A 12,852-nucleotide genomic window follows, 5' to 3' on the forward strand; every position below is an offset into this window, starting at 1 on the left:
AAACTTTCTTTAAAATAGTATTCTTTTATGATAGATTTATAAATATAAAACTAGAATTTACATAAAAATCCATCATGGTAAATATACTTATCTATAATGGGTATACAGCTAACGAGGGGGAGAACGATGAGAAGACGTAATACGCAAGCGTTCACATTTTTAGCATGGACTTCATTTGTTTGTGCGCTTTCAGGTATGCTAATTGGGATTTATACGTTAGATGAAACGCTTAGTGTAAAAGGATACTATTTAATTGGAACATTATTTTTAACGATGTCTTGTTTTGTATTACAAAAAACAATTCGTGATAATGAAGAAGATAACGAGAGATTTCCAAAAAATAAACCGTTAGATAAAGAGTAAATTGTAAAGAAAGGCATTTGCCTTTCTTTTTTTATGTAAAAATGGCGTAAGTACTCTGTGTTGACTTGCTTGAAGTACTGAAAATTTGGTATCATCAATAGTATTGTAGATTGAACGATATATTATGGAGGTGGCCTAGCCGTGTCAAGAATTTCCGTTGAGAATGTAAAGCACGTAGCACATTTAGCACGTCTTGCAATTACTGATCAAGAAGCAGAAAAATTTCAAAAACAACTAGATGCAATTGTTACATTTGCAGAACAGTTAAATGAATTAGATACAACAGATGTAAAACCAACAACTCATGTATTAACTATGAAAAATGTTATGCGTGAAGATGTACCAGAAAAAGGTTTACCAGTTGAAGAAGTATTAAAAAATGCACCGGATCACAAAGATAATCAAATCCGTGTTCCAGCAGTATTAGAATAGAGGAGGGGAATTTCGATGTCATTATTTGATCATTCAGTATCAGAGTTACATAAGAAGTTAAACAACAAAGAAATTTCCGTTACGGATTTAGTAGAAGAATCTTACAAACGTATTGCGGATGTTGAAGATAACGTAAAAGCTTTTCTTACATTAGATGAAGAAAATGCACGCGCAAAAGCGAAAGAATTAGATGCAAAAATCGGCGCTGAAGATAATGGTTTATTATTCGGTATGCCAATTGGTGTAAAAGATAACATTGTAACTAACGGTCTTCGTACAACTTGTGCAAGCAAAATATTAGCAAACTTCGATCCAATTTATGATGCGACAGTTGTGCAAAAGCTAAAAGCTGCTGACACAATTACAATCGGTAAATTAAACATGGACGAGTTCGCAATGGGTTCTTCAAATGAAAACTCAGGATTCTACGCTACGAAAAACCCATGGAACTTAGATTACGTTCCAGGCGGATCTAGTGGTGGTTCTGCAGCAGCTGTAGCAGCAGGAGAAGTACTATTCTCTCTAGGTTCTGATACGGGTGGTTCTATCCGTCAGCCAGCTGCATATTGCGGTGTTGTAGGTTTAAAACCAACTTACGGACGCGTATCTCGTTACGGATTAGTAGCATTCGCATCTTCACTTGACCAAATCGGACCGATTACACGTACAGTAGAAGACAATGCATACTTATTACAAGCTATTTCAGGTATTGACCGCATGGATGCAACTTCTGCAAACGTTGAAGTTGGAAACTATTTAGCTGGTTTAACAGGCGATGTTAAAGGTTTACGCATTGCTGTACCGAAAGAATACTTAGGCGAAGGTGTTGGCGAAGAAGCTCGTGAGTCAGTACTAGCTGCTTTAAAAGTATTAGAAGGTATGGGCGCAACTTGGGAGGAAGTATCTCTTCCACACTCTAAATACGCTCTAGCAACGTATTACTTACTATCTTCTTCTGAAGCATCTGCTAACCTTTCACGCTTTGATGGCGTGCGTTACGGTGTTCGTTCTGATAATGTAAATAACTTATTAGATCTTTACAAAAACACACGTAGTGAAGGTTTCGGTGATGAAGTTAAACGTCGTATTATGCTTGGTACATTTGCTCTTAGCTCTGGTTACTATGATGCATATTACAAAAAAGCACAACAAGTACGTACATTAATTAAGAACGACTTTGAAAACGTATTTGCTAACTATGATGTTATTATTGGACCAACAACACCAACTCCGGCATTTAAAGTGGGAGAAAAAGTTGACGATCCAATGACAATGTATGCAAATGACATTTTAACAATCCCAGTAAACTTAGCGGGTGTTCCAGCGATTTCAGTTCCATGTGGATTCGGTGCTAACAACATGCCACTTGGTCTACAAATCATTGGTAAACACTTCGATGAAGCGACAATTTACCGCGTTGCACATGCGTTTGAGCAAGCAACAGACTATCATACAAAAAAAGCAAGTCTGTAAGGAGGCGAGCATAGATGAATTTAGAAACAATTATTGGTTTAGAGGTTCACGTTGAGTTAAAAACAAATTCGAAAATTTTCTCTGCGAGTCCAACAGAATTCGGAGCGGAGCCAAATACACAAACAAGTGTAATTGACTTAGGATACCCAGGGGTACTTCCTACTTTAAATAAAGAAGCAGTTAACTTTGCGATGAAAGCTGCAATGGCATTAAACTGTGAAATCGCAACGGAAACGAAGTTTGACCGTAAAAACTATTTCTATCCAGATAACCCGAAAGCTTACCAAATCTCTCAATTTGATAAGCCAATTGGTGAAAATGGTTGGATTGAAATCGAAGTAGACGGTAAAAAGAAACGTATCGGTATTACACGTCTTCATTTAGAAGAAGATGCTGGTAAATCAACGCATACAGCTGATGGTTCATTAGTAGACTACAACCGTCAAGGTATGCCTTTAATCGAGATCGTATCTGAGCCAGATATGCGTACGCCAGAAGAAGCATATGCATACTTAGAGAAGTTAAAATCAATCATTCAATACACTGGTGTATCTGATTGTAAGATGGAAGAAGGTTCCTTACGTTGTGATGCGAACATTTCTCTTCGTCCAGTTGGACAAGAGAAGTTCGGTACAAAAGCGGAACTGAAAAACTTAAACTCATTCACTTACGTACAAAAAGGTCTTGAGCACGAGCAAGTGCGCCAAGAAAAAGAACTGTTATCTGGTGGTATCATCCAACAAGAAACACGTCGTTATGATGAAGCAACGAAGAAAACAATCTTAATGCGTGTGAAAGAAGGATCTGACGATTACCGTTACTTCCCGGAGCCAGACTTAGTTGAACTTTACATTGATGATGAGTGGAAAGAAGCAGTTCGAGCTTCTATTCCAGAACTTCCAGATGCACGTAAAGCTCGCTACGTTGCAGAACTAGGCTTACCAGCTTATGATGCACACGTGTTAACATTAACGAAAGAGATGTCTGATTTCTTTGAAGCAACTGTTGCAGACGGTGCTGATGCGAAATTAACATCGAACTGGTTAATGGGTGAAGTACTTGCATACTTAAACAAACAACAAAAAGAATTAAAAGACGTTGCATTAACGCCTGCTGGTTTATCTAAAATGGTTCAATTAATTGAAAAAGGTACAATTTCTTCTAAAATCGCAAAGAAAGTATTTAATGAATTAATTGAAAAAGGTGGAGACCCAGAAGAAATCGTTAAAGCGAAAGGTCTTGTTCAAATTTCTGACGAGGGTACACTTCGTAAAGTTGTAACAGAAATTCTTGATAATAATGAGCAATCTATCGAAGACTTTAAAAACGGTAAAGACCGTGCAATTGGCTTCTTAGTTGGTCAAATTATGAAAGCTACAAAAGGACAAGCAAATCCACCGCTTGTTAACAAAATCTTACTTGAAGAGATTAATAAGCGATAATAGTAGTAACTTTTAAAGATTAAGCAGAAAAACACCCGTACATGGGTGTTTTTCTAGGTTAATCAAACGTTTGTTTAAATGAGACAAAATCGTTTAAACAAACGTTTGATTAACTGTCAAAAGTGGAAAAATGTTTGTATAGCAACTATGGTATGATAGTTGCAAAAAGGTGGGAATAATGATAAATCTAAACATAGAGGTTTTTTTCATCTCATGAAATAATAGATAGTTATTATTCGTTATATGTAAATTTTTATGGAAGAATGGATAGAAATAAAGTGAAACTTTAATCAGTGGGAGGTTCATCCAAAGCTGATTATTAGCCCTCACCAATCGGGCATTTACTGCCCGCAAATAGCGGGATAAATTTTGGAGTCAAATAAAAAACCATTGAAGTGAATATTTACTTTTGATGGACTACACGAATCGGGTTCTTACTGCCTGTTTGAGCGGGATAAAAGAAGGATAGCAAGATGAGAGGAGGTAGGCATGGGAATACTGAATAGAAGTTCAGTATGTTCTTTTTCGATACATAAAGAAATTTCCTGTGCTAATAAATGATGAAGCGAGCAAGAATTATTTATAATCCTACTTCTGGGCGTGAGCTATTTAAGAAGAGCTTACCAGAAGTATTACAAAAATTAGAACAAGCTGGCTATGAGACATCTTGTCATGCGACAACGGGTCCTGGAGACGCTACTGTGGCGGCGAGGCAAGCTGCGGATCGTAAGTTTGATGTTGTTATTGCGGCTGGTGGCGACGGTACATTAAATGAAGTAGTAAACGGTTTAGTTGGGCATGAATTCCGTCCGAAATTTGGAATTATTCCAGTTGGAACGACAAATGACTTTGCACGTGCAATTGGTGTACCTCGTTCTATTGAAGAGGCAGCAGATATTATTTGCGAAGGAAAAACAGTGCCATTAGACCTTGGTAGAGCGAACGATACATATTTTATTAACATCGCTGGTGGCGGTCGTATTACAGAATTAACATACGAAGTACCGAGTAAGCTAAAGACAGTATTAGGGCAGCTTGCTTATTACCTAAAAGGTATCGAGATGTTACCATCATTGCATCCGACATATGTTGAAATTGAGTATGATGGAAAGTTACTACAAGAAGAAATTACGATGTTTTTAATTACGAATACTCGTTCAGTAGGTGGATTTGAAAAGGTAGCACCGTATGCATCTATTAACGATGGGTTATTTGACCTATTAGTACTGAAAAAAGGTTCTATCGCTGATTTAATTAAAGCAGCAACACAAGCACAACGTGGTGAACATATTAATAATCCAAAAGTGTTATATACACAAGCGAACCGAATTAAAGTACATTCACCAGATAAACTAATGATTAATTTAGATGGTGAGTATGGTGGAGATGCACCGATGGAATTCGAAAATATATATCATTGTTTAGAACTATTTGTTCCTGAACATCAAGAGGATGCCCTGTAAAGGCATCCTTTTTTACTTTGTTAAAATGAATTGTAAATTGGGAGTTAGTTTGATTTTTATGGTATTTTTACAATTCTTTTATTTTACATCCATATTTTATTGATACACTGGAGGAGATAAGAAACGAGAGGTAGGATGCTATGGAGAAGGTAAAAGCAATATTATTTGATAAAGATGGGACATTAATGGATTTTCATTCAATATGGATAAAAGTAGCTGAAGAACTTGTAGCTGAATGTATAAGTTTATATCATTTACCAAGTACAATGCGGCAGACCTTATTAGAAGAGATTGGTGTAGAGGGAGCATTTGTTAATCCAAGGAGTGCAATAGCTGCTGGAACAAGCCTTGATGTAGCGAAGGGGCTTTGTAATTATATTGAGTCTGCTAGAGAAGAAGAGATGCATCAGTGGGTAAGTGAGAAGTTATTTTCCCTTATGTATGAGCATCGTTCGCATATGAAAATGACAGCAGACTTACCGAAAGTGTTACAGGCATTAAAAGATAAAGGATTTATATTAGGGGTTGTCACGGCGGATGATTTCGCACCAACAGAATTATTTTTAAAACAATATAAGTTGGAGAACTTTTTTGATTATATTATAGCCTCGGATACATTCCCTGCGCAAAAACCAGATAAAAAGATTATAGAAGTGTTTTGTGAGAAATTTAATTTAGAATCATGTGAGGTTGCGGTTGTTGGAGATACGCCAACTGATTTACATTTAGCTAAAAATGGCGATTGCTATGCAATTGGGGTGCTATCTGGTACAGGAGACCGTCCAACATTAGAACCACTTGCTGATTTAGTGTTAGATTCTGTTGGAGAGTTTATTTCTCAATCGGGTGAGTTTTTCTGGGAGAAAGAAGAGTCTAATGTGTAAGGAAAATAAGTCTATAAAGACTCTTAATGAGTCTTTATAGACTTATTTTTTATGCCTGGATACAAAGAATATAGGATAAATGCTAGAAAAGAAAGTTGGCATATATTTTGCAATAAAAAGAGAAAACAATGTAAAGAAAAGGATGGGGTACGCAATGAACACAAAAAAATTTGCTAAAGTAAATGAACAAATTCCAGGACCGAAAGCGGCATCTTTATTAGAACGCCGTCAAAATATAGTACCAAAAGGAGTAAGTAACGGCATCCCAACGTTTGTACAATCTGCCAATGGTGCTCTTGTAACAGATGTTGATGGCAATCAGTACATTGATTTTGCAGGAGCAATCGGGACAATTAACGTAGGGCATTGTCATCCAACGGTTAAAGAAGCGCTCCATAAACAAGTCGATCAATACATTCATACTGGATTTAACGTCATGATGTATGAGCCATATATTGAATTAGCAGAAAAGCTTGCGGCATTGGCACCAGGAAGTTTCGATAAGCAAGTCCTGTTTTTAAATAGTGGTGCAGAAGCAGTTGAGAACGCGGTGAAAATCGCTCGTAAATATACGAAGAGACCTGGTATTATCGCATTTTCTAAAGGTTTCCACGGGCGTACATTAATGACAATGACGATGACAAGTAAAGTGAAGCCATATAAATTCGGGTTTGGTCCCTTTGCTCCAGAAGTATATAAAGCGCCATTTCCATACGAATACCGTCGCCCAGAGGGATTAACGGAAGAGCAGTATGATGATTTTATTATTGAAGAGTTTAAGAACTTCTTCATATCGGAAGTAGCACCAGAAACAATTGCAGCTGTTGTAATGGAACCTGTTCAAGGGGAAGGTGGATTTATCGTCCCAAGTAAGAAATTTGTTCAAGAAGTACGCCGCATTTGTTCAGAGAACGGCATCTTATTTGTAGCGGATGAAATACAAACAGGCTTTAGTCGTACAGGAAAATATTTTGCAATTGATCACTATGATGTCGTTCCAGATTTAATTACAGTGTCTAAATCATTAGGTGCTGGTGTACCGATAAGTGGTGTCATTGGACGTAAAGAAATTATGAATGAGTCTGCACCAGGTGAACTTGGTGGAACGTATGCAGGAAGTCCATTAGGATGTGCGGCTGCATTAGCTGTTCTCGATGTAATAGAAAATGAGAAATTAAATGATAGAGCGATAGAATTAGGAAAAGTCGTAATGAACCGATTCGAAGAGATGAAAAATAAATATCATTGCATCGGTGATGTGCGTGGGTTAGGCGCAATGTGTGCATTTGAGGTCGTTCAAGATCGTAAGACGAAAGCACCTGACAAAACGTTAACGGCTAATCTATGTGCAGAAGCAAATAAGCGTGGGTTACTGTTATTATCAGCAGGGACATATGGAAATGTTATCCGTGTGTTAATGCCTTTAGTTATTACAGATGAGCAACTTGAAGAAGGTTTAACAATAATTGAAGAATCATTGCAAGCTTGTTATGAGCAAACAAACATCGCTCGCGTGTAAAAACTGAAGTATAAATAGCAAACATTCTAGCTGACTCTATATTAAATGCAGAAAATTCACTTTATAATAAAGGTAGTGAAGTGGATCGATGGATTTGAAGTTAGGAGTGGCTAGGATGGTTGCAGAAAAGGAACGAGTGTTAATGGATTTAAAAGATGTATTTGAATATGCGTTTGACGAAATTTTTGTTACAGATGAGCAAGGGATCGTTGTACGTGTAAATAGTACATGTGAAAGGCACTACCAACTAGCTGCAGAAGAGTTAGTTGGTAAGCATGTAAAAGAACTACAAAAGGATGGAATCTTTTATCCATCAGCGACATTAGAAGTGATTGAAAAAAAGAGGCCAATTGAACTCGTTCAAACTACAAAATCAGGAGAGTATTTACACGTTCGTACAAGGCCTGTTTTTGATGATGAGGGAAATTTAAGAAGAGTGATTAGTTATTCTCGCGACCTTACTGAACTCTATCAATTACGTCAAAAGGTAGAGGAAATGGATAATCAGCTAAAAACATATAAAAAAGAATTAAGAGAAACATATGAGCATGAAGGACTTATTTTTAAAAGTCTAGCTATGCAAAAAATAGTCGATACAATCAAAAAAGTATCTGTAGTGGATAGTACTGTTCTCGTTTTAGGCGAGACTGGAGTAGGAAAAAGTCGATTAGTACGCCATTTACATGAAGTGAGTCACCGTAAGCATGAAAGTTTCTATGAAATTAATTGTGCGGCATTACCAACTAATTTAATTGAATCGGAGCTTTTTGGATATTCAGGTGGATCTTTTACAGGTGCGAATCGTGAAGGGAAAAAGGGACTATTAGAATCCGCGCATAAAGGAACTCTTTTTTTAGATGAAATCGGTGAAATGCCGCTTGAAATTCAAGCGAAGCTTTTGCAAGTATTGCAAGAAAAAACATTTCGTCCTATAGGCGGAAGAGAATTAAAAAAAGTAGATGTTCGAATTGTGGCGGCAACAAATAGAGATTTAAGCGAGATGGTGAAACAAGGAACATTTCGGAAAGATTTATACTATCGTTTGAATGTCATTCCAATTGCAATTCCCCCGCTTAGGGAAAGAACAGAAGATATTTTGCCGCTTATTTATCATTACTTGCAGCACTTTAATAAAAAGTACGGACGTGATGTGAAACTAGCGCCGAGTACGTTACAAATGTTTGTTGGATATCCGTGGGAAGGGAACAATAGAGAAATAGAGAATGTAATTGAGAGAATTGTTATTACTGTTGATGATGTTGTAACGGTAGAGGATTTGCCACTCTCTATGCAAGAGGCTGCAGTTGAACAATCGGGGCAAAGCCTTTATAAAATGCTGGAAGAGGTAGAGAGAAATATAATTCTTAAAGCGTATAAAACGTATGGATCAAGTTATAAAGTGGCTGAGTTTTTGCAAATTAGTCAATCTGCTGCTACTAGAAAAATTAAGAAGTTCATAGAGGAGGAAGAAAACATTGGATAAAAAGGCGACTTTCGTAAGTATAGATAAAAAGGCGATGTATATAAATGGTGAGTGGATTACACTACAAGAACAAATTGAAGTAAATAATCCTGCGACGAAGGAAATATTTGCAACTGTACCAAAAGGCGGAGTAACAGAGGCAAAGCAAGCTGTTGATGCTGCACATGAAGCTTTTAAAACGTGGTCTAAGTTAACGGCAGCAGATCGTGCAACGAAGTTAAAAAAGTGGTTCATGCTTATTGATGAAAATAAAGAAGAGATCGCAGCGATTATGACGAAGGAACAAGGGAAGCCGTTTGCAGAAGCGCTTGGTGAAGTAAATTATGCAAACAGTTTTGTTGAATGGTATGCAGAAGAGGGGAAACGCGTATATGGTGAAATGATTCCTGCTGCTCATCCGAATAAGCGCATTTTAGTTATGAAGCAACCAGTTGGCGTTATGGCAGCTATTACACCTTGGAACTTCCCAGCTGCTATGATTACGAGAAAGGTAGCCCCAGCGCTTGCAGCAGGCTGTACAGCCGTTGTGAAACCGGCAAGTCAAACGCCATTAACTGCATTGAAATTAGCTGAATTAGCCCATGAAGCAGATATTCCAAAGGGCGTAATCAATATCGTAACAGGTAGTGCAAAAGCAATTGCTGATACATGGATGGAAGATGGTCGCGTTCGAAAAGTGTCCTTTACAGGGTCAACGGAAATCGGGAAAGAGTTAATGGCTAGTGCGGCGCAAACGATGAAAAAAGTTTCGCTTGAGTTAGGGGGACACGCTCCGTTTATCGTAATGAATGATGCAGATTTAGATAAAGCAGTAGAAGCGGTGATTGGTTCGAAATTCCGTAATGCAGGACAAACGTGTATATGTACAAACCGAGTATTCGTTCAAGAAGAAGTATACGAAGTATTTGTAGAGAAGTTCCAAAAGGCAGTAGGGCAGTTGAAAGTAGGAGACGGTTTCGATGACGGAACGACTGTCGGGCCACTTATTGATGAGAATGCAGTTTCAAAAGTACAAGAACATATTGAAGATGCTATTCAAAAAGGTGGAACAGTTTTATATGGTGGTCAAAAGGTCGCAGAGTTAGAGGGACATTTCATTCAACCGACTGTAATTGGGTTGGCAAATGATACGATGCTTTGTATGAATGAAGAAACATTTGGGCCAGTGGCACCAGTTGCGAAATTTAAAACAGTTGATGAAGTAATCGAACGTGCAAACAATACACCATACGGTTTAGCTGCGTATATTTTCACGAAAGACATTAGCCAAGCATTCCAAATTAGTGAAGCGTTAGAGTACGGTATTATCGGTCTAAACGATGGTCTTCCATCAGTTGCACAAGCACCATTTGGGGGATTTAAAGAAAGTGGTATCGGTCGTGAAGGAGGCCATTTCGGCATCGAGGAATATTTAGAAATTAAATATATTTCATTGGGATTATAAGTAGTATACTAGAATCTCTATAAGGTAACAGAGAAGGAGATTCTAGTATGGTATATTGGCTATTATTACTTGTTACAATTATTTTTGAAGTAGCTGGAACAATTGCGATGAAACTATCAAATGGTTTAACAAAGCTTGTTCCAAGTGTACTGATTTTCGTGTTTTATGGGATTTGTTTCAGCGTGTTTGCCATCGTTGTGAAAAAGATTCATTTAAGTATTGCTTATGCTATTTGGTCTGGCGTTGGAACATTACTTATTACAATCATTAGTGTGTACTTTTTTAAAGAGCATATTAGTTTATTTCAAGCATTTTGTATTCTTTTTATTGTTTTGGGTGTCATTGGGCTTAAGGTTTCATCGGCATCATGAAAGCTATCTTTTGTAGAAGATAGCTTTTTTCTATTTGTGCAGTTAGCAATTAATACGACAAAATATGACAAGAAAGAGTAAAGCGTTTTGTTATGATACATATGAAATATTGTCTTATGTGGAGGAAAGAGTATGTTAAAAAAGGTAAGTCAAATTGTTTTAATTTTTGGCATAGCTTTTAGTTTAAGTGCTTGCACTGAGACTAAAGATAGTAATGAAAGTAAACAAGAAGATGTTCAAGATAAAGTGTATAAAATAGGGGAGACAGTAGACGTAGATGGTTTGCAAGTAACTATCGATTCAGTTAAATTAGGATATCCGGATTATGATGAGAATAAAAAGAAAGAGGAGATTTTGGGGATTATTTTCAAAGTAGAAAATAATAGTAAAAAGGAAATACCTTTTGCATTTTATGAATTTGAGATTACCGATAAGAAAGGTACAAGATTTAAAGAATATAATAACCCTGATAGCTTTATTAGTAAAAAGTTAGCACCAGATGAAAAAATTCAAGATATCATGCTATTTGACGTAGCGAAAGAAAATACGTATATCGCTACGTATAGACCGGAGTTTACGCATGAAAATAGAACGATAAAATTTGAATTGAAACCAAATAAATAAAGAAACACATTGGATTATCCAATGTGTTTCTTTATGGTAATAAATTTAAAACGCCCAGTTACCTTTACGGAAGATAGGCTCATGTCTGCCATCAGCAGTAATACCGTCAATATCAAGCTCAGCTGATCCAATCATGAAGTCGTTGTGTGTGATACTAGCGTTTGCGCCGTTTTCAGCAAGTTCTTCTTTAGACATTGTTTTTCCGCCAACTAAGTTAAATGCATAAGCATTTCCGATTGCAAGGTGGCAAGATGCATTTTCGTCAAATAGTGTATTGTAGAATAAAACATTTGTGTTTGAAATTGGTGAGTCATGAGGTACTAAAGCTACTTCTCCTAAGAAGTGAGAACCTTCATCTGTTTCTACTAAATGTTTTAAAGCTTCTTCACCAGCTTCAGCTTTATAGTCTACGATACGCCCATTTTCAAATGTTAACGTGAAATTATCGATAATATTACCTGCAAATACTAACGGTTTTGTACTAGAAACTTGGCCGTTTACACCTGTTTTAAGTGGCATTGTAAATACTTCTTCAGTTGGAATATTAGCCATAAATGGTACGTTCTTTTCATTTAAGCTACCAGCACCAGCCCATACATGTTTTTCTGGAAGTTCGATTGTTAAATCTGTTCCAGGACCTGTATAGTGAAGAGCTTTATAATGCTTTTCGTTTAAGTAATCCACTTTTGTATGTAATGTTTCATCATGTTCTTTCCATGCTTCTACAGGATTTTCTAAATCAGCACGAGTAGCTTTGAAAATAGCATCCCATAACTTTGCTTCTTGTTCTTCTGGCGCTACGTCAGGGAATACTTTCGCAGCCCATTCTTTCGTAGGAACAGAAATGACACACCAGCTTACTTTATCTGCTTGTACGTAATCACGGTATACTTTCATTGCTTCTCCAGCTACTTTATGAGCTGTTGCAATACGCGATGCTTCTACACCTTTTAATAAATCAGGGTTTTCTGCATAGATAGACATAAATGCAGCGCCTTCTTTTGCTAATTCTTCACGAGCATGTGCTTTCCAAGATGGAAATTCAGCGAAAGCTTCTTCAGGAGCTAGATCGAACTTTAAGCGTGTTAACGTCTCATCATTCCAATCTACATATACGTGTTTTGCACCAGATTTATATGCTTTTTCTGTAACGAGGCGTACAAATTGTACAGCTTCAAGAGGTGCACTAATTGATAAAGTTTGTCCAGGTTGAATATTAACACCAACATTAACTGCAAGAGCAGCATATTTCTCTAACGTTTGTTCAAATGACATATGTATAATCTCCTTTAATTTGAAAGATTTCTTACTATATATAATACAAGAAAATTCTAAAAATATATATAAATATAAA

At 36.9% G+C, this 12,852-nt stretch carries 12 protein-coding genes; 11 read left to right on the plus strand and 1 reads right to left on the minus strand.

Features of this window, described 5'->3' with window-relative positions; all coding sequences use genetic code 11:
- The first annotated feature begins 126 nt into the window (after positions 1-126).
- The 11 genes from DN399_RS01865 (at position 127) to DN399_RS01915 (ending at position 11,498) form a co-directional block, all read left to right on the plus strand.
- On the plus strand, positions 127-363 hold the full coding sequence (locus tag DN399_RS01865; protein WP_001254393.1) for a YiaA/YiaB family inner membrane protein: 237 nt from the start codon (positions 127-129) through the stop codon (positions 361-363).
- Between the two features lie 141 nt (positions 364-504).
- Positions 505-795, plus strand: coding sequence for an Asp-tRNA(Asn)/Glu-tRNA(Gln) amidotransferase subunit GatC (gene gatC, locus DN399_RS01870; RefSeq protein WP_000086999.1), 291 nt, complete (start codon positions 505-507; stop codon positions 793-795).
- 15 nt (positions 796-810) lie between these two features.
- Complete coding sequence (gatA, locus tag DN399_RS01875) at positions 811-2,268, plus strand: Asp-tRNA(Asn)/Glu-tRNA(Gln) amidotransferase subunit GatA (RefSeq protein WP_000051433.1); 1,458 nt, start codon at positions 811-813, stop codon at positions 2,266-2,268.
- Between the two features lie 14 nt (positions 2,269-2,282).
- Complete coding sequence (gene gatB / locus DN399_RS01880) at positions 2,283-3,710, plus strand: Asp-tRNA(Asn)/Glu-tRNA(Gln) amidotransferase subunit GatB (protein ID WP_001047685.1); 1,428 nt, start codon at positions 2,283-2,285, stop codon at positions 3,708-3,710.
- Positions 3,711-4,267: 557 nt separating this feature from the next.
- Positions 4,268-5,173, plus strand: a complete 906-nt coding sequence (locus tag DN399_RS01885; protein WP_000977679.1) for a diacylglycerol kinase — start codon at positions 4,268-4,270, stop codon at positions 5,171-5,173.
- A gap of 140 nt (positions 5,174-5,313) precedes the next feature.
- Positions 5,314-6,057 (plus strand): HAD family hydrolase, encoded by a 744-nt coding sequence (locus DN399_RS01890; RefSeq protein ID WP_000416671.1) that lies wholly within the window; start codon positions 5,314-5,316, stop codon positions 6,055-6,057.
- A gap of 154 nt (positions 6,058-6,211) precedes the next feature.
- A complete protein-coding gene (gene gabT, locus DN399_RS01895; RefSeq protein ID WP_001093019.1) occupies positions 6,212-7,576 on the plus strand; it encodes a 4-aminobutyrate--2-oxoglutarate transaminase in 1,365 nt (454 codons plus the stop codon).
- 115 nt (positions 7,577-7,691) lie between these two features.
- Complete coding sequence (locus DN399_RS01900) at positions 7,692-9,059, plus strand: sigma-54 interaction domain-containing protein (RefSeq protein WP_000225136.1); 1,368 nt, start codon at positions 7,692-7,694, stop codon at positions 9,057-9,059.
- The gene (gene gabD, locus DN399_RS01905) at positions 9,052-10,503 is read left to right on the plus strand and encodes an NADP-dependent succinate-semialdehyde dehydrogenase (RefSeq protein ID WP_006926214.1); all 1,452 of its coding nucleotides are present in this window, start codon (positions 9,052-9,054) and stop codon (positions 10,501-10,503) included. The genes DN399_RS01900 and gabD overlap by 8 nt, the downstream gene beginning before the upstream one ends.
- A 47-nt stretch (positions 10,504-10,550) precedes the next feature.
- Positions 10,551-10,874, plus strand: a complete 324-nt coding sequence (locus DN399_RS01910) for a DMT family transporter (RefSeq protein WP_000263262.1) — start codon at positions 10,551-10,553, stop codon at positions 10,872-10,874.
- A gap of 132 nt (positions 10,875-11,006) precedes the next feature.
- The gene (locus DN399_RS01915) at positions 11,007-11,498 is read left to right on the plus strand and encodes a DUF4352 domain-containing protein (RefSeq protein WP_000915109.1); all 492 of its coding nucleotides are present in this window, start codon (positions 11,007-11,009) and stop codon (positions 11,496-11,498) included.
- A gap of 45 nt (positions 11,499-11,543) precedes the next feature.
- Here DN399_RS01915 and DN399_RS01920 read toward each other — a convergent pair whose 3' ends face one another.
- Positions 11,544-12,773, minus strand: coding sequence for an aminopeptidase (locus DN399_RS01920; protein ID WP_000007349.1), 1,230 nt, complete (start codon positions 12,771-12,773; stop codon positions 11,544-11,546).
- Between the last annotated feature and the right edge of the window lie 79 nt (positions 12,774-12,852).

Source organism: Bacillus sp. AR4-2, from assembly GCF_008274865.1.
Lineage (GTDB): Bacteria > Bacillota > Bacilli > Bacillales > Bacillaceae_G > Bacillus_A > Bacillus_A cereus.

What these genes read in the sequence shown, in the direction of transcription:
- DN399_RS01865 (WP_001254393.1), top strand. Translation starts at nt 127, where the DNA reads ATGAGAAGACGTAATACGCAAGCGTTCACATTTTTAGCATGGACTTCA.
- gatA (WP_000051433.1), top strand. Translation starts at nt 811, where the DNA reads ATGTCATTATTTGATCATTCAGTATCAGAGTTACATAAGAAGTTAAAC.
- gatB (WP_001047685.1), top strand. Translation starts at nt 2,283, where the DNA reads ATGAATTTAGAAACAATTATTGGTTTAGAGGTTCACGTTGAGTTAAAA.
- DN399_RS01885 (WP_000977679.1), top strand. Translation starts at nt 4,268, where the DNA reads ATGATGAAGCGAGCAAGAATTATTTATAATCCTACTTCTGGGCGTGAG.
- DN399_RS01890 (WP_000416671.1), top strand. Translation starts at nt 5,314, where the DNA reads ATGGAGAAGGTAAAAGCAATATTATTTGATAAAGATGGGACATTAATG.
- gabT (WP_001093019.1), top strand. Translation starts at nt 6,212, where the DNA reads ATGAACACAAAAAAATTTGCTAAAGTAAATGAACAAATTCCAGGACCG.
- DN399_RS01900 (WP_000225136.1), top strand. Translation starts at nt 7,692, where the DNA reads ATGGTTGCAGAAAAGGAACGAGTGTTAATGGATTTAAAAGATGTATTT.
- DN399_RS01910 (WP_000263262.1), top strand. Translation starts at nt 10,551, where the DNA reads ATGGTATATTGGCTATTATTACTTGTTACAATTATTTTTGAAGTAGCT.
- DN399_RS01915 (WP_000915109.1), top strand. Translation starts at nt 11,007, where the DNA reads ATGTTAAAAAAGGTAAGTCAAATTGTTTTAATTTTTGGCATAGCTTTT.
- DN399_RS01920 (WP_000007349.1), bottom strand. Translation starts at nt 12,773, where the DNA reads ATGTCATTTGAACAAACGTTAGAGAAATATGCTGCTCTTGCAGTTAAT.